Origin of the sequence: Rhodococcus sp. BE178 (assembly GCF_050433545.1) — a bacterium.
Classification (GTDB): domain Bacteria; phylum Actinomycetota; class Actinomycetes; order Mycobacteriales; family Mycobacteriaceae; genus Prescottella.
Genome location: NZ_JBNPXA010000005.1, coordinates 154163 through 172368, shown reverse-complemented (window position 1 = coordinate 172368; position 18206 = coordinate 154163). Strand labels below are relative to the sequence as shown.

15 protein-coding genes are annotated in these 18206 nt (G+C 68.0%); 7 read left to right on the top strand and 8 right to left on the bottom strand.

Annotated elements, in window-relative coordinates:
• Positions 1 to 63 precede the first annotated feature (63 nt).
• From J2X34_RS11905 to J2X34_RS11890, 4 genes are all read right to left on the bottom strand, one after another.
• A complete protein-coding gene (locus J2X34_RS11905) occupies positions 64 to 2154 on the bottom strand; it encodes a PhoX family protein (protein ID WP_429517391.1) in 2091 nt (696 codons plus the stop codon).
• Positions 2155 to 2358: 204 nt separating this feature from the next.
• The gene (locus J2X34_RS11900; RefSeq protein WP_429517389.1) at positions 2359 to 3102 is read right to left on the bottom strand and encodes an amino acid ABC transporter ATP-binding protein; all 744 of its coding nucleotides are present in this window, start codon (positions 3100 to 3102) and stop codon (positions 2359 to 2361) included.
• A gap of 4 nt (positions 3103 to 3106) precedes the next feature.
• On the bottom strand, positions 3107 to 4909 hold the full coding sequence (locus J2X34_RS11895) for an ABC transporter substrate-binding protein/permease (protein ID WP_429517387.1): 1803 nt from the start codon (positions 4907 to 4909) through the stop codon (positions 3107 to 3109).
• 27 nt (positions 4910 to 4936) lie between these two features.
• A complete protein-coding gene (locus J2X34_RS11890; protein ID WP_114720161.1) occupies positions 4937 to 5731 on the bottom strand; it encodes an LLM class F420-dependent oxidoreductase in 795 nt (264 codons plus the stop codon).
• A gap of 86 nt (positions 5732 to 5817) precedes the next feature.
• Here J2X34_RS11890 and J2X34_RS11885 point away from each other — a divergent pair, with 86 nt between their 5' ends.
• From J2X34_RS11885 to J2X34_RS11855, 7 genes are all read left to right on the top strand, one after another.
• A complete protein-coding gene (locus J2X34_RS11885; protein WP_429517384.1) occupies positions 5818 to 6312 on the top strand; it encodes a nitroreductase family deazaflavin-dependent oxidoreductase in 495 nt (164 codons plus the stop codon).
• Positions 6313 to 6412: 100 nt separating this feature from the next.
• On the top strand, positions 6413 to 7507 hold the full coding sequence (locus J2X34_RS11880; RefSeq protein WP_114720159.1) for an ABC transporter ATP-binding protein: 1095 nt from the start codon (positions 6413 to 6415) through the stop codon (positions 7505 to 7507).
• Positions 7508 to 7641: 134 nt separating this feature from the next.
• Positions 7642 to 8928 carry an ABC transporter substrate-binding protein gene (locus J2X34_RS11875; RefSeq protein ID WP_174914175.1) on the top strand — a complete coding sequence of 429 codons (1287 nt, stop codon included), beginning with the start codon at positions 7642 to 7644 and terminating at the stop codon, positions 8926 to 8928.
• Between the two features lie 35 nt (positions 8929 to 8963).
• A complete protein-coding gene (locus J2X34_RS11870; RefSeq protein ID WP_114720155.1) occupies positions 8964 to 10055 on the top strand; it encodes a carbohydrate ABC transporter permease in 1092 nt (363 codons plus the stop codon).
• Between the two features lie 155 nt (positions 10056 to 10210).
• Positions 10211 to 11026, top strand: a complete 816-nt coding sequence (locus tag J2X34_RS11865) for a carbohydrate ABC transporter permease (RefSeq protein ID WP_174915045.1) — start codon at positions 10211 to 10213, stop codon at positions 11024 to 11026.
• Positions 11027 to 11076: 50 nt separating this feature from the next.
• Entirely contained in the window at positions 11077 to 11232 is a 156-nt protein-coding gene (locus J2X34_RS11860; RefSeq protein ID WP_174914171.1) for a hypothetical protein, read from the top strand.
• 217 nt (positions 11233 to 11449) lie between these two features.
• Complete coding sequence (locus tag J2X34_RS11855; RefSeq protein ID WP_429517585.1) at positions 11450 to 13780, top strand: transglycosylase domain-containing protein; 2331 nt, start codon at positions 11450 to 11452, stop codon at positions 13778 to 13780.
• Positions 13781 to 13829: 49 nt separating this feature from the next.
• Here the strand turns inward: J2X34_RS11855 and J2X34_RS11850 are convergent, their stop codons facing one another.
• From J2X34_RS11850 to J2X34_RS11835, 4 genes are all read right to left on the bottom strand, one after another.
• The gene (locus tag J2X34_RS11850; protein WP_114720151.1) at positions 13830 to 15374 is read right to left on the bottom strand and encodes an MFS transporter; all 1545 of its coding nucleotides are present in this window, start codon (positions 15372 to 15374) and stop codon (positions 13830 to 13832) included.
• 366 nt (positions 15375 to 15740) lie between these two features.
• The gene (locus J2X34_RS11845; RefSeq protein ID WP_429517378.1) at positions 15741 to 16799 is read right to left on the bottom strand and encodes an ABC transporter permease; all 1059 of its coding nucleotides are present in this window, start codon (positions 16797 to 16799) and stop codon (positions 15741 to 15743) included.
• On the bottom strand, positions 16796 to 17653 hold the full coding sequence (locus tag J2X34_RS11840) for an ABC transporter ATP-binding protein (RefSeq protein ID WP_429517375.1): 858 nt from the start codon (positions 17651 to 17653) through the stop codon (positions 16796 to 16798). Before J2X34_RS11840 ends, J2X34_RS11845 begins: the two co-directional genes overlap by 4 nt.
• Complete coding sequence (locus tag J2X34_RS11835; RefSeq protein ID WP_429517373.1) at positions 17650 to 18051, bottom strand: GntR family transcriptional regulator; 402 nt, start codon at positions 18049 to 18051, stop codon at positions 17650 to 17652. The genes J2X34_RS11840 and J2X34_RS11835 overlap by 4 nt, the downstream gene beginning before the upstream one ends.
• Between the last annotated feature and the right edge of the window lie 155 nt (positions 18052 to 18206).

Genomic DNA, 18206 nt, shown 5'->3' with positions numbered 1-18206 from the left:
CACCGCGATGGGGTGGAGGACGCGAGTCCTCCACCCCATCTGCGTGTTCGGACGCGGGTGCGGCTAGAGGCCGATCCGTCCGCCACCGGACTTCCAGACCGCCACCACGGACGGCCGCGGCTGCGCGGCGCCGCCGTCGGGCCAGTGCGACGACGGCGACTCGATGCTGGCGCCGTCGGTCTCACCGGGGTGCTGCACGCACACGACGACGCGCTTCTCGTCGACGATCGGGCCGCACGTCTCGGCGCCGATCGGCACCGTGAGGAACTGCTTCGTCTCGCCGCGGCGCTCCCCCTCCAGGACGACCGAGAACAGGCCGTCGTTGGACTTGAGGGCGTTGCCGTCGGTGGAGATCCACAGGTTGCCGTGCGGGTCGAACGCGAGGTTGTCGGGGCACGAGATGGGGCTCACCTGCGACTTGTCGAAGCCACCGAAGTACGTGTCGGCGGTCGCGGGATCGCCGCACACCAGCAGCAGATTCCACGTGAACGACGTGCCGGCGTGCTGGTCGTCGATCTCGAGGACCTGGCCGTTCTTGTTGTTGTTGCGCGGGTTCGCGGTGTCGGCGGGCGCCTTGCCTTCCTCGCCGCGCTTGGTGTTGTTGGTGAGGGCCACGTAGACCTTGCCGGTCTTGGGGTTGGGCTCGAAGTCCTCGGGACGGTCCATCTTGGTGGCGCCCACCTTGTCGCCCGCGAGGCGGGTGAACACGGCCACCTCGTCGGCGCTCATGCCGGCGACGAGTGACTCGCCACGGCCGTCGTCGCCGGTGCGCAGCAGCGGAATCCACTCCCCCTTGCCGGCGAACACACCGGACGGCGGCAGCGTGCCCGAGCCGTCGATCGCGTCGGGCGCGTCGCCGGTGAGCTTCGCGACGTACAGCGTTCCGGCGTCGAGCAGAGTCATGTTGTGGCGCATCGCGGCCTGGCTGTTGCCGGGCTGCATCTTGCGGGACGAGACGAACTTGTACATGTAGTCGAACCGCTCGTCGTCGCCGCTGTACGCGACGACGGTGCCGTCGGAGGTGACGTGGATGGTCGCGGCCTCGTGCTTGAACCGGCCCAGCGCGGTGTGCTTGACCGGGGTCGACGACGCATCCCACGGGTTCACCTCGACCACCCAGCCGAAGCGGTGCACCTCGTTGGGCTCGGCCACCACGTCGAAGCGCGGGTCGACGCGCTCCCACTTGCGCTCGGACGCGTCGCCCTCGACGCCGTAGCGCTTGAGGTGCGCCGCGGCCGTCGGGTCGGTCACCCGGGCCGCTCCCGCGAAGTACTGGTTGAAGTTCTCCTCGCCGGAAAGCACAGTGCCCCAAGGGGTGAGGCCACCGGAGCAGTTGTTGAGCGTGCCCTTCACCAGGGTGCCGGTGGGGTCCGCGGACGTCTTCAGCAGCGCGCTGCCCGCGGCAGGCCCGGTCACGGTGAACTCGGTGAGGGCGGTGATCCGTCGGTTGTACGAGCCGAACTTCGGTGTGAGACGGCCGGATCCGGCCTCACCCTGCACCTCGACGACGGACAGGCCGTGATTGGCCCAGCCGATCCGCACCTGCTCGGCGGTGGGGTTCTCCTTGTCGTAGCCGCGGAACATGAACGGCTCGGTGGAGTACTCGTGGTTGACCACCAGCAGGTACGCGTGCGGGCGGCCCTCGATCGGCAGCAGGCCCGCGAAGTCGTTGTTGAAACCGAACTGCTTCTCGGCGGAGGCGGCGGTCTGGTTGTCGAAGTCGAACGCGGGCGCGTCGGCGAACAGCGGATCGCCCCAACGGATCACGACGGAATGCTCGTACCCGGTCGGGACCGTGAGGGCGTCCACCTTGTTGGGCGCGACCGGCGTGAAGTTCGTGCCGGCGGCGGAGCCGGACGCGGAACCGGATCCGAGCGACCCGGTGTCGAGCGAACCGGGGGCGGCGGTCGCGGTGCCGTCGGAGCACGCAGCGAGCACGCTGCCGGCGCCGACCGCGAGGACGGCCGCCGCGCCACCCCGCAGAACTCCGCGGCGGGTGACCGCGCCGCGCACGATGTCGCCGAAGTACTCACCCGGCGAATCGTTGGGAACGTCGTGTGCACAGGCATTTCCGCACTTGTACTGGCAGGTGATCGACGCACGCGAGGACATGCCGTCGTGCTTGACGAACAGTGCGAGGGGTTTGAGGCTCACCGTGGACTCCCGAAGTCGGAAACGGAAACGCCGACACGCGTCGGCAACGCACGCACCGTAGAAGCCGGGAACGAGCCGTCGGCGACGCCCGGGTGAACGGCGGGCCAACAGCGATCGGAGGTTGGGTGTCTCCTGCTCAGCCGCCGGGTGTGAGCTGCCCGCCCTCGGTGAACCACGAAGTCCGAACCCCATCCGCGGATCACCTCAGAGAACCTCGGACAGGAATGCCTGCAGACGGGGAGTCGCGGGCTTGTCGAACATTTGGTCGGGCACGCCGGATTCGACGACGACGCCCCGATCCATGAACATCACCGTGTCCGACACCGAGCGGGCGAACCCCATCTCGTGCGTCACCACCACCATGGTCATGCCGGTGGTCGAGAGGTCGGCCATCAGTGCCAGCACACCCTTGACCAGTTCGGGATCGAGCGCCGAGGTGGCCTCGTCGAAGAACATCACCTGGGGCTTCATCGCGAGGGCCCGGGCGATCGCGACGCGTTGCTGCTGGCCGCCGGACAGGTTTCCGGGCCGGGAATCGGCCTTGTTGGCCAGGCCCACCAACTCGAGCTGTTCGAGCGCCAGTTGTCGCGCCGCGTCCCTCGACAGCTTCTTCAGCTTGCGGGGTCCGAGGGCGATGTTGTCGGCAACGGTCTTGTGCGGGAACAGGTTGAAGTGCTGGAACACCATCCCGATCCGCTGGCGCAGATGATCCGGATTGTCGGCCAGCACCGAACGTCCGTCCAGCAGAATGTCGCCCGCATTCGGTTCGTGCAGCCGGTTGAGGACCCGCAGCAGGGTCGACTTGCCCGACCCCGACGGCCCGATCACGGTCACGGTCTTGCCGGCGTCGACGTGCAGGTCCACCCCGCGCAGCACCTTGTTGGTGCCGAACGCCAGGTGCAGCCCGGTCCCGGTGAGGGACACCGACTCGGTCACGATGTCGCCCATTCCGTCAGCCCCTCTCCACCACGATGGCCTGATCGAGGTCGTCGAGGGTGCCCGAGGTGTCGGCGCGTCCGGTCCGCAGCCGCCGGTCGATGTAGTTCACCAGGTGCGTCAACGGGATCGTGAGCGCCAGGTAGAACAGGCCGGCGGCCACGAGCGGCGACAGGTTCCCGGTCTGGGCGTTGAGATCCCGGCCCACGGCGAACAGTTCCCGCTGGGTCACCAGCAGGCCCAGGAAATAGATCAGCGACGAGTCCTTGATCAACGAGATGAACTGGTTCATCAACGCCGGCAGCACCCGTCGCACGCCCTGCGGGATCACCACGAGCACCATCGACCGTCGATACGAGAAGCCGAGGGCCCGAGCGGCTTCCATCTGTCCGGGCTCGACGCTCTGGATCCCGGACCGGAAGATCTCCCCGATGTACGCGGCGGCCAGCAGTGACAGCGCCGCCGCGCCCAGCCAGTACGGGTTGTTCCCGGTGAGCCCCTTGACGACCGGTCCGACGCCGAGGCCGACGAGCAGGATGATGACGACCGCGGGCAGGCCGCGGAAGATGTCGGTGTAGATCCGGGCGGGCCAGCGCAGCCAGCGGGTCCGGGATATCCCGGCGACCGCGAGCAGCATGCCGAGCACCGTGCCGGCGATGCCCGACGACAGCGCCAGGATCAGGGTGTTCGGGAGGCCGGTGCGGAGCAGGTCCGGAAAGGCGCGCTTGTACAGCTCCCAGTTGAAGAACGTGTCACCGAGCTGCTGCAGCGTCGATTTCGGTTGCACCGCGACCGGTTCGGACTCGCTTCCCCTCTCCGCCGCGAGCGCCGCGAAGTCCGGCAGCACGGGTGGCGGGGCGGCCTTGCTGCCCGGCTTCCACCCTGCGGGCAGTTCGCGCGGCACCCAGTCCGAGTAGAGCTGCGCCCATGTTCCGTCCGCGATCGCCGCGTCGAGCCCCGAGTTCAGGGCGTCGAGCAGCGGCTGGTTGCCCTTCGCGACCGCCCAGCCCACATAGTTGTTGAGGCTGAAGGTGTTCTGCACGATCGACGCCGGATCCCCGGGCGCGATCGCGCCCGCCGCCTGCTGCGACGGCGCCACCCACGCATCGATCTGGCCGGTCTTGAGATTCGCGTACGCGGTGTTGTAGTCGGGGAACTTCACCGGATCGAGGTGCAGGGTGTTGACGACGTAGTCGTCCTGCACGGTGCCCTGCACCACCCCGATGCGCACCGAGGAGTTCAGGTCCGAGAAGCCTTTGATCGCACTCCCGTTCGGCACCATCAGGGAGAAGTAGCCGAAGTCGTAGCCGTTGGTGAACCCGACGAGTTCGCGGCGGGCATCGGTGGTGGTGATCGACGACGACCCGACGTCGAACCGGTGACCCGCGACCTGCGCCAACAGCCCGGTGAAGTCGGTGCCGACGAACTGGATCTCGAGCCCCAGCTTCTGGGCCACCGACCGCAACAGCTCGTTGTCGAAGCCGGTGAAGACGTTGTGGGAGTTGACGCAGATGCTCGGCGGGGCGTCCGACAGGGTGCCGACGGTGAGGGTGCCGGGTTTGACCAGGTTCAACTTGGACGTGTCGATGCTGCCGAGCGGCAGCGTGTTCGGGGTCGTGTACTTGTCCTCCGCGGCCGCGGAGGCAGCGGTGTCCAGGTTGGCCGGCAGGGTCGTGGCGCTCGCGGGGCCGGGCGGCGAGCACAGGTCCGACGGGGTCGACGAGTTGTCGGACGAGCACGCCGCCAGCACCAGCACGGGCAGCAGTACCACCAGCAGCACCGCCACCGCTCGGGATCCGAGGCGGTCGGCGGCGGTCATCGAATCCCCCTGGGGTTTCGTCCCGGGCTACGCGAGCCCGGACAGTTGCGGTGGGGTGTGCTCGTCGCGCCACGCGATGGCCTCGCGCAGGCTGGTCAGGTCGTAGTCGGGTCCGCTGCAGTTGGCGGTGAACAGCGTGACGCCGATATCGACGTAGGCCGCCGCGAGATCCGTGCCCGGCCACCACGTGGAGTGCTCGATCTCGTGCGGGTCCCGCTGGACGTCGCCGCAGTGCTCGCCGAGGATCGCGGACTTGCGGGCGAACTCGTCCCGATCGCCGAACCCGTGCCAGATGTCGGCGTACTCGGCCACCAGGCGCAGCGTCTTCTTCTCGCCGCTACCGCCGATCAGGATCGGAATGTGCCGGGTGGGAGCCGGATTGAGCTTGCCGAGACGTCCCGTGATGCGGGGCAGGTACTCCCCCAGCAGCTTGATCCGGGATCCGGGGGTGCCGAACTCGTAGCCGTACGCGTCGTAGTCCTTCTCGAACCAGCCGGCGCCGATCCCGAGGATCAGGCGTCCGCCGCTGATGTGGTCGACGGTGCGGGCCATGTCCGCCAGCAGATCCGGGTTGCGGTAGCCGGCGCAGCTCACCAGCGTGCCGATCTCCACCCGCTCGGTCTGCTCGGCCCACGCGCCCAGCATGGTCCAGCACTCGAAGTGCGCGCCTTCCTGATCGCCGTACAGCGGAAAGAAGTGGTCCCAGTTGAAGACGACATCGGCCCCGGCGTCCTCGGCGCGCAGGACCGCGTCGCGGATCTTGCCGTAGTCGGGGGCGTGCTGCGGCTGCAGCTGCAGGCCGATCCGGACAGGTCGGGTCATGGGGGCTCCTTCGCGCCGGGACTCGCATCTCACGGTATCCCCGTGATGGGCCCGTCGCACAGAGATGGGGGGAGCACACTGGAGGCGTGCGGATCAACGAACGCCCGACGTCGCCCACCGGCTTCAAACGCCGATTCCTCCGGATGCCGATCCAGCTGTACCGGTGGCATCTCGGCGGGCTGCTCGGGCACCGGTTCCTCCTCCTCGAACATGTCGGCCGCCGCAGCGGCAAGACGCGGCAGGTGGTGCTCGAGGTCGTCGACCACGACGAGGTCGGTGACGGCGCCCCCGACGGCTGGGTCGTTGCGGCCGGGTTCGGGACGACGTCGGACTGGTACCGGAACCTGACCGCACATCCACGCGCGCGGGTGCAGGTGGGGCGCCGGACGGTGGACGTCGAGGCCGACTTCCTCGGAACCGAGGAGGGCGGCGACCTCATGGCCCGGTACGGCACCGAACACCCGAAACTCGGCCTCCGGCTGTGCACCACGATGGGTTTCGACGTCGACGGCAGCGAGGCCGACTTCCGGGAGGCGGGCCGGCACATCCACTTCGTACGACTGCGACCGGTGCACGGCTGACCCCGCACGCCCCGTGCGACGCCTATGCTGTGCCCGCACATCCGTGCACCCTCACTCGGATCGTCCGGCACGTTCCTGCCGGTGAAGGGACCGCTCCACCATGGCTTCGGTGACATTCGACAAGACCACGTGCCTGTTCCCCGGCGCGACCACTCCCGCGGTCGACAAGCTCGACCTGCACATCGAGGACGGCGAGTTCCTCGTGCTGGTCGGCCCGTCGGGCTGCGGCAAGTCCACCTCGCTGCGCATGCTCGCGGGGCTCGAGGAGGTGTACGACGGGCGCATCCTCATCGGCGACCGCGACGTCACCGGCCAGGAGCCCAAGGAGCGGGACATCGCGATGGTGTTCCAGAACTACGCGCTCTACCCGCACATGTCCGTCGCCGAGAACATGGGCTTCGCGCTCAAGCTCGCGAAGACGCCCAAGGACGAGATCAAGCGCCGCGTGCAGGACGCCGCGAAGATGCTCGACCTCGAGCCGTACCTCGAACGCAAGCCCAAGGCGCTGTCCGGCGGCCAGCGGCAGCGCGTCGCGATGGGCCGTGCGATCGTCCGGCAGCCGCAGGTGTTCCTGATGGACGAGCCGTTGTCGAACCTCGACGCGAAGCTGCGCGTGCAGACCCGCACCCAGATCGCGCAGCTGCAGCGTCGGCTCGGCACCACCACCGTGTACGTCACGCACGACCAGGTGGAGGCCATGACGATGGGCGACCGGGTCGCGGTGCTCAAGGACGGCATCCTGCAGCAGTGCGCGCCGCCCCGTGAGCTCTACAGCCGTCCCGTCAACCAGTTCGTCGCCGGATTCATGGGCTCGCCGTCGATGAACATGCTGACGTTGCCGCTCACCGACGGTGGCGTGCAGTTGGGTGACGCGGTGATCCCGGTTTCCCGTGAAACCATCGCTGAGATCCCCGAGGGTCAGGTCGTGCTCGGTATCCGTCCCGAACATCTCGAGCCGGTGACGGAAAGCTCCGCCGGGGGCCCGGGCATCCCGCTCGACGTGGACGTCGTCGAGGAACTCGGCGCCGACGCCTTCGTCTACGGACGTACCGGACTGGGTGGTCCCGGCGAGCACAATTTTGTCGCCCGGACGGACTGGCGCAACCCTCCGGCCCGTGGTGAACGGGTGAACCTGCACGTCGACCCGTCCGAGGTGCATCTGTTCTCGGTCACCGACGGCCGCCGGCTCGGGTGACCCTTACCGATCCAGTCCGGGGGTAATGACCGAAATTTGTCCCGGTCCGTGCCAGAGTAAGCGGCGACATATGCCTCGGTCCGGCGGAGTTCACGTCCGTGGAGGGCCGGAGACGTCTATCTGAAAGGTGGACCATGCGTTCTTTCAAGACGCGCACGCGGGTTGCGGTCGCGGCTTCGGCCGTCGCGCTGCTCGCGATCGCCGGCTGCTCGAGTGACAGCGACGGCGGCAGCGCCAGCGTCGACGACGCCGTCAAGCAGAACCTCGACGGCCGCGGTGCGATCTCGTTCGCGATGGGCAAGAACGACACCGACAAGCTGCAGCCGGTGATCGACAAGTGGAATGCGGCCAACCCGGACGAGAAGGTCTCCCTCAAGGAACTGCCCGGTGAGGCCGACGACCAGCGCAACAAGCTGGAGCAGTCGCTGCAGGCCGGCAACGCCGACTACGACGTGATGGCTCTCGACCTGGTCTGGACCGCCGGTTTCGCCGCGAACGGCTGGCTGCAGCCGCTCGAGGGCAACCTCGCGATCGACACCGCGCCGCTGCTGCCGGCGACGGTCGAGTCCGCGACCTACCGGGGCACGCTGTACGCCGCGCCGCAGAACACCAACGCGCAGCTGCTGTACTACCGCACCGACCTCACCCCCACGGCCCCCGCGGACTGGAAGGCGCTCACCGACAGCTGCCAGGTCGCCAAGGACAAGGGCGTCCAGGACTGCATGGTCACCCAGCTCAAGCAGTACGAGGGCCTGACCGTCAACACCACGCAGTTCATCAACTCGTGGGGCGGCGCGGTCGTCGGCGCCGACGGCAGCACCCCCGAGGTGGACTCGCCGCAGTCCAAGGCCGGCATGCAGGCCATGGTCGACGCCTACCAGGCCGGACAGATCGCGAAGCGCTCGACGGGCTTCACCGAGGAGGAGACCAACCTCGCGTTCGTCGGCGGCGAGGCGATGTACGCCTACAACTGGCCGTACATGTGGGACAACGCCGAGAAGGACGGTTCGAAGGTGAAGGGCAACGTCGCCGTTGCTCCGATCGTCGGACCGACCGGCGCCGGCGCGTCCACGCTGGGCGGCTACAACAACGGCATCAACGTCTTCTCCAAGAACAAGGCGACCGCGCGTGACTTCGTCGCGTTCGTCCAGAACGAGGAGAATCAGATGTCGTTCGCGGACGCGTCGTTCCCGCCGGTCCTGAAGTCGGTCTACGACGACCCGGCCCTGATCGCCAAGTACCCGTACCTGCCGGCGCTCAAGTCTGCGCTGGAGAACGCCAAGCCGCGTCCGGTCACGCCGTACTACACCGCCATCTCCAAGGCGATCCAGGACAACGCGAGTGCCGCCCTCAACGGCAAGGTGACGGTCGACCAGGCCGCGACCGACATGACCGCGGCGATCAAGAACGCGGCCAAGTAACCGCCGTTCGAACACGAGAGATCAGGTAACGCACGATGGCTGACTCTGCTGGGCTGAGGCGAGCAGACGAGGCCCGCGCCGTGGTCGGGATCGACGATCCCGACCACGGCGGTCGCGCTTCCGGGCATGGGCCCGGGACGCCGCGCACGGGTCACGATGACGAACCACCGGTGGTCGCTCCACGTAAGAAACGCGATTTTCGGCCGATCTGGCTGATCGCGCCGACCATGGTGATCCTGGCCGTCGTCATCGTGTATCCGGTGATCCGCGCGGTCTACCTGTCCTTTCAGGCGAACAAGGGAATCGACCCGGACACCGGGCGCTTCACCGAGGGCGGGTTCGCCGGCTTCAAGCACTACCTGCAGTGGCTGGTGCAGGACTGCGGTGGCGGCGTCGGCACGTGCCCGCCCGGCACCCTGGCGCACGACTTCTGGTCCGCTGCCGGTGTCACGATCTTCTTCGCCGTCGTCACGGTCACGATCGAGGTGCTCCTCGGTCTGTGGATGGCGACGGTCATGGGCAAGACCTTCTGGGGTCGGTCCCTGCTCCGCGCGAGCGTGCTGATCCCGTGGGCCATTCCCACGGCGGTCACCGCGAAGCTGTGGTTCTTCATCTTCGCCGAGAACGGCATCGCCAATAAGTTGCTCGGCACCTCGATCGCGTGGACCACCGACCCGTGGGCGTCGCGGTTCGCGGTGATCATCGCCGACGTGTGGAAGACGACGCCGTTCATGGCGCTGCTCATCCTCGCGGGCCTGCAGATGATCCCGCAGGACGTGTATGAGGCGGCCAAGGTCGACGGCGCCAGCGCGTGGCAGCGGTTCACCAAGATCACGTTGCCGCTGGTCAAGCCCGCCCTCATGGTCGCGGTACTTTTCCGCACCCTCGACGTGCTGCGCATGTACGACCTGCCCGCGATCCTGTCCGGCACGTCCGGCGCGACGCCGAACACGACGCTGTCGATCCTGGTGATGGCCGACATCCGGCAAGGCAACTTCCAGAGTGCGTCGGCGTTGTCGACGCTGATATTCCTGCTGATCTTCGCCGTGGCGTTCGTGATGGTGAAGTTCCTCGGCGCCAACGCGGTGCGCACCCAGGACGAGCAGCGGAAGGGAGCTGATCGCTGATGGGACGCCACAGCAAGCCCGACGACCTCGACGACCACGCCGTGACACCCACCTCGTCGGTGCCGACAGCGGTCGCCACCCGCGTCGCTCCCCCGGCCGACGCCGAGACTTCCACGGTGCTCGCCAAGCCGCGCCGACGCACCGACCGCGGCAAGATGGCGCGCACGTACCTCGGTGTCGCGATCATCCTGATCTGGGGTCTGGCGCCGTTCTACTGGATGGTCGTCACCGCGTTCCGGCAGGTCGACCACACCTTCGACACGACGCCGTGGCCCACGTACCTGACCCTCGACAACTTCCGCGCCGCGCTGTCCACGGACAAGGGCAACGACTTCCTCGGCGCGATCGTCAACAGCCTGATCATCGGCGTGGTCACGACGGCCGTCGGCCTGCTGCTCGGCGTGTTCGCGTCGTACGCACTGGCGCGGATCGAGTTCCGCGGCAAGTACATCGTCACCGGCATCATCCTGGGCGCGTCGATGTTCCCGACGGTCGCGCTGATGACGCCGCTGTTCCAGTTGTTCGGTGACTTCGGCTGGATCGGCCAGTACCAGGCGCTGATCATCCCGAACATCTCGTTCGTGCTGCCGCTGACGATCTACACGCTCACGTCGTTCCTGTCGGATCTGCCGTGGGAACTCGAGGAGGCCGCCCGCATCGACGGTGCGAGCCGGTTCCAGGCGTTCCGGCTGGTGATCCTGCCGCTGGCCGCGCCGGCGCTGTTCACGACCGCGATCCTCGCGTTCATCGCGACGTGGAACGAGTTCATGCTCGCGAGCCTGCTGTCGACGGAGAAGACCGAGCCTGTCACGGTCGCGATCGCGCGCTTCGCGGGCGCCAACTCGTGGGAGCAGCCGTACGCGGCGATCATGGCGGCCGGCACGATCGTGACGATCCCGCTGGTGATCATGGTGCTGGTGTTCCAGCGCCGCATCGTCTCCGGTCTCACCGCGGGCGGCGTGAAGAGCTGAGATGACGGCTCGTCTTGTCTAGGCCGCCGCGGGGCCGTCAGCCCCTGGAGATGCTCATCGGCATCCTCGGGTTCTTCACGTTCATGGCGTTCCTCGCCGCGGTCGTGCCGATCGTGCGTGGCGAGCCGTCGGTGACGGCGTCGCTGGTGCTCCTGGCCTGCGTCGCGGCGCTCGGCGGCGTCATCGTGCTGCACCGCCGCACCTAGCTCTCCCTCCCTCCCTCCCTCCCGCGTTTTGCGCACTTATCGGTCCTCCGGGGGCCCGTTCGGGAGCGATAAGTGCGCAAAACGCGGGGATGACGGGGTGCGCCGGGTATGCCGGGTCCGTCCTCGGCTGATCGACGTTCGCGTGCCGTCCGGGCCGTGAGATGCGACGATCGGAGGACGACCGGATTCGACCGACCCCGGTTGGGGGCCTCGTCGGATCGCCAGTTGCGGACCGGAAGTTGCGCGCGTGAAGTCCACGAGCAGCACGAACCCCGAGAAACCGAAGCGGCCCGAGCGTGGGACTCGATCCCGCCACCGCACGCTGATACGCATCCTCGCGGCAGTCGTGATCGTCCCGATTGTCCTGCTTGCCGCGGCGTATCTGCTGGCGGACGTGCCGAGCCCCGGACAGATGCAGACCAAACAGGTGGCCACGATCCTCGCCTCGGACGGTTCCAGCGTCGTCGCGAAGATGGTGCCGCCCGAGGGCAACCGGACCGAGGTGCCGCTCGACGCCGTCCCCGGCTACGTCCGCAATGCGGTGCTGTCGGCGGAGGACCGCGACTTCTACTCCAACCCCGGCTACTCGATCTCTGGGTTCCTGCGGGCCGGACGGGACAACCTGCTGGGCCGCGACAGCGCCGGCGGCGGCTCGACCATCACGCAGCAGTACGTCAAGAACGCACTGGTCGGCACCGATCGGAACGTGATCCGGAAGGCGCGCGAGTTGGTGGTGTCGGCGAAGATGGCCCGGCAGTGGTCCAAGGACGAGATCCTCGGCGCGTACCTCAACACCATCTACTTCGGCCGCAACGCGTACGGCATCGCGGAGGCGTCGCACGCCTTCTTCGGCAAGCCGGTGGAGCAGTTGACGCTCGCGGAGGGCGCGGTGCTGGCGTCGGTGGTCCAGAGTCCGTCCGCGCTTGATCCGGTGACCAATCCGGACGGGCTGCGCGCGCGGTGGAACTACGTCCTCGACGGCATGGTCGAGATGGGGGTGCTCGCCGCCACCGAGCGTGCGAACACCCAGTTCCCGGAGGTCCTGCCGGTCGCGCCGATGCAGGCGGCCGACGTGGCGCCCGGGCCGGAGGGCCTGATCCGCACGCAGGTGGCCCGCGAACTCGCTGCCGCCGGGATCAGTCAACGCGACATCGACACCGGCGGGCTGCAGATCACCACGACGATCGACGCGAAGGCGCAGCAGGCGGCGGTGGACGCGGTGAACCGAACCCTCGACAAGCAGCCCGACCAGTTGCGGGCGGCGGTCGTCTCGATCGATCCGAGGTCGGGGGCGGTGCGGGCCTACTACGGCGGCGCGGAGGGCGCCGGGTTCGACTTCGCCCAGGCCGGGCTGCAGACGGGTTCGTCGTTCAAGGTCTTCGGCGCGATCGCGGCACTCGAGGACAAGGTGCCGCTGACCGCGCAGTTCAGCAGCGCGCCCCTCACCGTCGGCGACCTCACCATCAAGAACGTCGAAGGCGAGACGTGCGGGACGTGTAGCCTCGCCGAGGCGCTCAAGCGGTCGCTCAACACCAGCTACTACCGCCTGACGCTGTCGATGGAGAACGGGGCGCAGAAGATCGCCGACGCCGCGCACCAGGCCGGCGTCCCCAAGCAGATCCCCGGTCTCGACCACGAGACACTCTCGCAGTTCGGCGGTCCACCCGAGACCGGAATCGTGTTGGGCCAGTACCAGACCCGACCCATAGACATGGCGTCCGCGTATGCGACCCTCGCAGCGTCGGGGACGTTCCACGAGCCGTACTTCGTGCAGAAGGTGGTGAACTCGGACGGCCAGGTGCTGCTCGACCACGCCCCGCCCGCCGGTGAGCCGCGGATCGATCCGCCCATCGCGGACACCGTCACGCAGGCGATGACGCCGATCGCGGCGTACTCGCGGAACCACGGTCTGGCGGGCGGTCGCCCGTCGGCCGCGAAGACCGGGACCTCGCAGTTGGGGGACACCGGCGAGAACAAGGACGCCTGGATGGTGGGGTTCACACCGTCGCTGTCGACCGCCGTGTGGGTGGGGACCGCGGAGGGCAAGGCGATCGAGACCAGCGGGGGCGGAGCGATATACGGCGCGGGTCTGCCGTCGGACATCTGGAAGGAGACGATGGACGGCGCGCTCGCCGGGACCTCCAACGAGCAGTTCCAGGCACCGCAAGCGGTGCAGCAGTCCGGCGGTCAGCAGGGACGCGCACCCGCCGCGAGCGGCGGGTCGTCGACCACCACCGAGCAGCAGTACACCGAATCCGCCCCGACGCGGCAGCGGTCCGCACAGACACAGCAGGAGGCGCCCGCCTGGACGCCTCCTGCTCAGACCGTTCCGCAGGCGCCGGTGCAGCAGGGCGCACCCCAACAGCAGTGGAATGCACCTGCGCCGCAGCAACAGCCGCAGCAACAACCGCAGCAACAATCGCAGCAGCAGGCGCCGGCACCCGTCCCCCAGGCGCCGGCGCCTGCTCCCCCTCCCCCGGCGCCGGCCCCCGCACCGCCGCCGGGAATTCAGATCCTCCCGGGTGTCACCATCCCGCTCCCGGGTTAGTTCGATTCTGCGACTGAGGGACGTGGAGAACCCCCGGTCGGTCGGACGATCAGCCCGCGGCGACCAGCTCGTCGCCGTCCGGGGTGGAGCGAGTGGCGGAAGCCGGAACCTCGATCTGAGCGATGTTGCGCGGCAGGAGGAATGCGACGACTGCGCCGACGAGGGCGAACACCGCGCCGATCCAGAAGGCCACCTGGAATCCGGCATTGTCGTAGAACACGGCACCCTGCAGGGTCGCCTGGATCTCCGGCGGGAACTGCACGATGTGCGAGTTGTTCATCACCGCGAAAGCGATGACGGGGAGCACGGCCGGGAACACCGACTGCGAGACGCCCACCATCGATGCGGAGCTGGCCTGGAGCTGCGGCGGCACGGCCTCGATCAGGAGGTTCGGGATCGAGGCGTAGCCCATGCCCATACCGAAACCGAAGACCGCGCAGATGATCATGACGATGGACTTGGTGTCGTGCGTCTGGGCGATCAGCGCGAAGGCCACGGCGTTGAGCAGCAGGCCGGTCACCAGCAGCGGCCGCGGACGCATGTTGCGTCCCACCAGCGTGCCGACGAGCAGACCACCGAGGACGACGGCGCCGCCGATCGGCACCTGGTACAGGGCGAAGCCCTCGGCATCGACGCCGAAGCCGTAGCCCAGGCCGAACAGGGCCGGCGTCATGACCATCATCGGCAGCAGGATGGTGAACAGGCCGGACGACCCGTAGACCACGCCGGCGCTGATCGTGGTGAGCAGCACGGGACGCTTGCCGAGCACGTCGAGGTCGATGAGAGGTTCCTTGATCATGCGGGCGGACACGACCCAGCCGATCAGGAGCACGATGCCGCCGATGAGGTAGGCCAGGGTGCCGCCGTCCGTCCAGCCCCACGACGGGCCGAAGCTGACCGCGATGAGGATGCCGGCGATGCCGCCGCCGAGCAGGATCGCGCCGACGAGGTCGATCCGCGAGCGTAGGCGCACGTTCGACTCGGCCGTCGTGAGCTGGATCAGTCCACCGAGCACGACGAGGCAGATGACGAAGAACCAGAAGATGGAGCGGAAGCCGAAGTCGTCGAGCAGCCAGCCGGTGAGGAACGGCGCGGCGATCGCGATGAGGCCCATGCCGCTGGTGGCGATACTGACGGCGAGCGCAACGGTCTTCTGCGGGAACACGTCACGGATCAGCGAGTAGCTCAGGAACAGGGTCGGCACCATCAGGCCGGCCAGGCAGCGGCCGGCGATCATCATCGCGTACGTCGTCGCGATGGCCGAGATGAACGAACCGACGAGCGCGATCCCTACGCAGGCCAGCAGCATCTTGCGCTTGCCGTACATGTCGGCGAGCTTGCCGATGAGCGGCGCCGCCATGGCACCGACCAGCAGGAATGCCGTCAGCAGCCATGCACCCTGCGTGGTCTGGTAGTGCGCGGAGATCTGCGGCAGGGCCGTCGAGATCATCATGTAGCTGACCGCGAGCAGTTCGAGCAGAAGCACGATCGACAGCAGCGAGAGGACGAGGCGGAGGCTCCAGCCTTCCTCATGGGTCCGACCCGACGGGTCGGTGGGCGACGGCGCAGGGCCGCCGGTCGGGGTGGTGACCATCCGTGGAATCCTTTCAGACACCAATAAGCAACGGGACCAGATGTTTTCGGGTCCTGTGAAATCTCCGGAGATGGCGGGTGCGCAGGTTCCCGCCGTGGCACCTTCGGTCGGCCGACGGCGCTCTCACATCACACTGATCGCGAAACCGTGACGCCAGTCACATGCCCGCCCAGTGGGACATTTGCTGACCGGGTGTCGTCGAGTGTCGGTACCGGTGAATTCGACTCGTTACCAACGCTATTGAGCGCCTGAGTGCCACAAGGAGTCCACCTTGGGTGATTTGTCGGATTGCCCCGACGAACAAACGCTCGGCACCCGGGAGGCCGGGTGCCGAGCGTTTGTTCGAGTGTTGCTCGTGTCGAAGGGTCAGGGCCGGAGCCGGCGCACCGCCCACATCGACGGAATCAGCAGCAGTGCCGAGAGCGCGAGGGTCAGTGCGGCTTCCGTCAGCTGGAAGCGGCGGAACAGGCTGCCGGGGTGGTAGCGCGTTTCGAAGCGGTCGATGCCCTGGGCCCGTTGGCAGGCGGTGAACTCGCGGTCCTGCGCGGCGTAGATGGCGTCCTGGCGCGACTCGTACTCGGCGAAGGTCTCGTCGGGGCGTTGTTCCCAACCGCTTTCGGAGCCGGTCGTGCTACAGGCGGCGTAGTCCATGTCCACGCCGCGGCCCTCCGCGTCGACATAGCCCGAACTCAAGGTCCAGACAGCCTCGGTGTCCGGCGTGTAGGTGACCGCACGGTTGTATCCGAGCGGCTGCGACTCCACAACGGGTGTCGCGTACTGCGGGCGTGCCTCGACCTGGAACCCCACCAGCAGTGCCGCCATCGCGATCAGCGTCACCGTCATCGCCCCGAGCGTGTTGCGGAGCAGCAGGCCGACGAGGCTTCCGAGGACCAGTGCCAGGGCCGTGTAGGCCCCCGCGATCAATCCGGTGGACTGAAACAGCGGGAAGGTGAGACTGGAGTGCCCGAAGTAGCTGCTCGACGATACGAAGGCGAAGTTCGGCCCGACGGCCGCCGTGCGGGTCCACTGGAGTGCTGATCCGAGGACGGCCATGGCGAGGACCACGGGTACGAACACGACCAGCACCCGGGTCCAGTACCACCGCGCACGTCCGACGGACTGCGACAGCCCCAGGACGTGGGTGCCGTGCTCGATGTCCCGGGAGAAGACGGTGACGCCGACCAGCACGCTGAGCAGGACGGGCAGAACCACGGTGACGATGGTGATCATCGTGAGCGTCGACTCGGCCCAGCACTCCGCGGAACCGTCGCCGGGCACGCAGTCGAAGAAGTTGCCGAACGGGTCCGGACTGTTCGTGCGCCGAACGATGAGGCCGCAGACCGCCGCGACGACCGCGAGCAGGAGGACCGAACCGACCGCGGCCAGGATCGTCGTTCGGTGCTGCCGCCAGGTAACCCAGATCATGCTGCCTCTTCGTCGATGGTGGTCAGGTAGGCCAGGACGATGTCGTCGAGGTTCGGGGGTTCCACGCGCCAGCCGTCGCCGGGCGTGGGACGGGCGCCGCGCACGAGGTAGGTGTGCCGGTGCGACTCGACGATCGAGCCGCTGCCGACGACGCCGGCCGGGTCGGCCGCGCCGGTGAGCAGATAGTGCTCCTCGAGGAGGTCGTCGAGGGCGCCGGTCAGCCGGGCCCGGCCGGAACCGAGGATCACCAGTTGGTCGGCGATCTCGGCCACCTCCGACAGGACGTGCGACGACAGCACGATGGTGGTGCCGCGCTCGGCGGCGTCCTCCATGAGCGTGCGGACGACGGATCGTCGTGCGAGCGGGTCGAGTTCGGCCAGTGGCTCGTCGAGCAGGAGCACATCGGGGCGGCGGCCCAGTGCCAGTGCCAGCGCGACGCGGGTGCGGTGCCCGGGTGACAGGGTCTTCACGCGCGCCGACAGCGGGATCTGGGCGTCGGTCACGAGCCGGGTCGCATAGTCGTTGTCCCACTGGGTGTTCGACTTCTCGCCGAACAGGAGGGTGTCGGCGACCGTGAATCCGCGGTACAGCGGCTTGTGCTGGGCGACGTAGGCGAGCCCGGGCACGATGCCGTTCCGGCCGGGTCGATGTCCCAGGATCGTCACCTCTCCGGCGTCCGGCTCGAGCAGGCCGACGGCGATGGACATGAGCGTGGACTTGCCGGCCCCGTTGGCGCCGACGAGTGCGGTGATGCTGCCGCGCTCGACGTCGAACGAGCAGCCCCGCAGTGCCTCTGTGCGGCGGAACTTCTTGTGTACGTCGCGCACCGTCAGTGCGCTGTCTGCCTCACTCATGTGAACTCTCCTGTGTCCTCACCGAATTCGCTGTCCAATGCCGCTGCAACCAGGGCCTCGAGGTCCGATCGTTCGAGCCCCGCGTCCGCGCCCGCCCGCGCCCACGTCGCGAGTTCGTCCTGCAGGGCCTGCCGTTCGGCCATGCCGGGTTTGAGCAGCGACTGGGTCACGAACGTGCCCAGCCCGGGCCGGGCTTCGACGAGTCCGTCGTTCTCGAGTTCCCGGTAGGCCTTGAGCACGGTGTTGGGGTTGACCGTCACGGCGGCGACCACCTCCTTCGCGGTAGGAAGCCGGTCGCCCGGTTTCAGGTCGCCCAGTCGTAGGGCCTGTTTCACCTGGAGCACCAGCTGGACGTACGCGGGGATCCCGGATCGACGGTTGATGTGGAACTCGACCATCGAATCTCCATTTCACTACAACAATAGTGAAATAGAGGTTGCACTGGTCGCCGTCCGATGTCAACCTGTTCGAGAGGTTTGCGGGGGTTGCTGCGTGTCGCGGTAAATGCGGCTCGAAGACGCTGCGCAGTGCAAAAATTCGGACGAGTGTACCG

Bases quoted from the DNA above. Each gene is read 5' to 3' on its own strand.
- J2X34_RS11900 (WP_429517389.1), bottom strand. From the start codon at position 3,102: ATGGGCGACATCGTGACCGAGTCGGTGTCCCTCACCGGGACCGGGCTG.
- J2X34_RS11895 (WP_429517387.1), bottom strand. From the start codon at position 4,909: ATGACCGCCGCCGACCGCCTCGGATCCCGAGCGGTGGCGGTGCTGCTG.
- J2X34_RS11890 (WP_114720161.1), bottom strand. From the start codon at position 5,731: ATGACCCGACCTGTCCGGATCGGCCTGCAGCTGCAGCCGCAGCACGCC.
- J2X34_RS11880 (WP_114720159.1), top strand. From the start codon at position 6,413: ATGGCTTCGGTGACATTCGACAAGACCACGTGCCTGTTCCCCGGCGCG.
- J2X34_RS11875 (WP_174914175.1), top strand. From the start codon at position 7,642: ATGCGTTCTTTCAAGACGCGCACGCGGGTTGCGGTCGCGGCTTCGGCC.
- J2X34_RS11870 (WP_114720155.1), top strand. From the start codon at position 8,964: ATGGCTGACTCTGCTGGGCTGAGGCGAGCAGACGAGGCCCGCGCCGTG.
- J2X34_RS11865 (WP_174915045.1), top strand. From the start codon at position 10,211: ATGGCGCGCACGTACCTCGGTGTCGCGATCATCCTGATCTGGGGTCTG.
- J2X34_RS11860 (WP_174914171.1), top strand. From the start codon at position 11,077: ATGCTCATCGGCATCCTCGGGTTCTTCACGTTCATGGCGTTCCTCGCC.
- J2X34_RS11850 (WP_114720151.1), bottom strand. From the start codon at position 15,374: ATGGTCACCACCCCGACCGGCGGCCCTGCGCCGTCGCCCACCGACCCG.
- J2X34_RS11845 (WP_429517378.1), bottom strand. From the start codon at position 16,799: ATGATCTGGGTTACCTGGCGGCAGCACCGAACGACGATCCTGGCCGCG.
- J2X34_RS11840 (WP_429517375.1), bottom strand. From the start codon at position 17,653: ATGAGTGAGGCAGACAGCGCACTGACGGTGCGCGACGTACACAAGAAG.
- J2X34_RS11835 (WP_429517373.1), bottom strand. From the start codon at position 18,051: ATGGTCGAGTTCCACATCAACCGTCGATCCGGGATCCCCGCGTACGTC.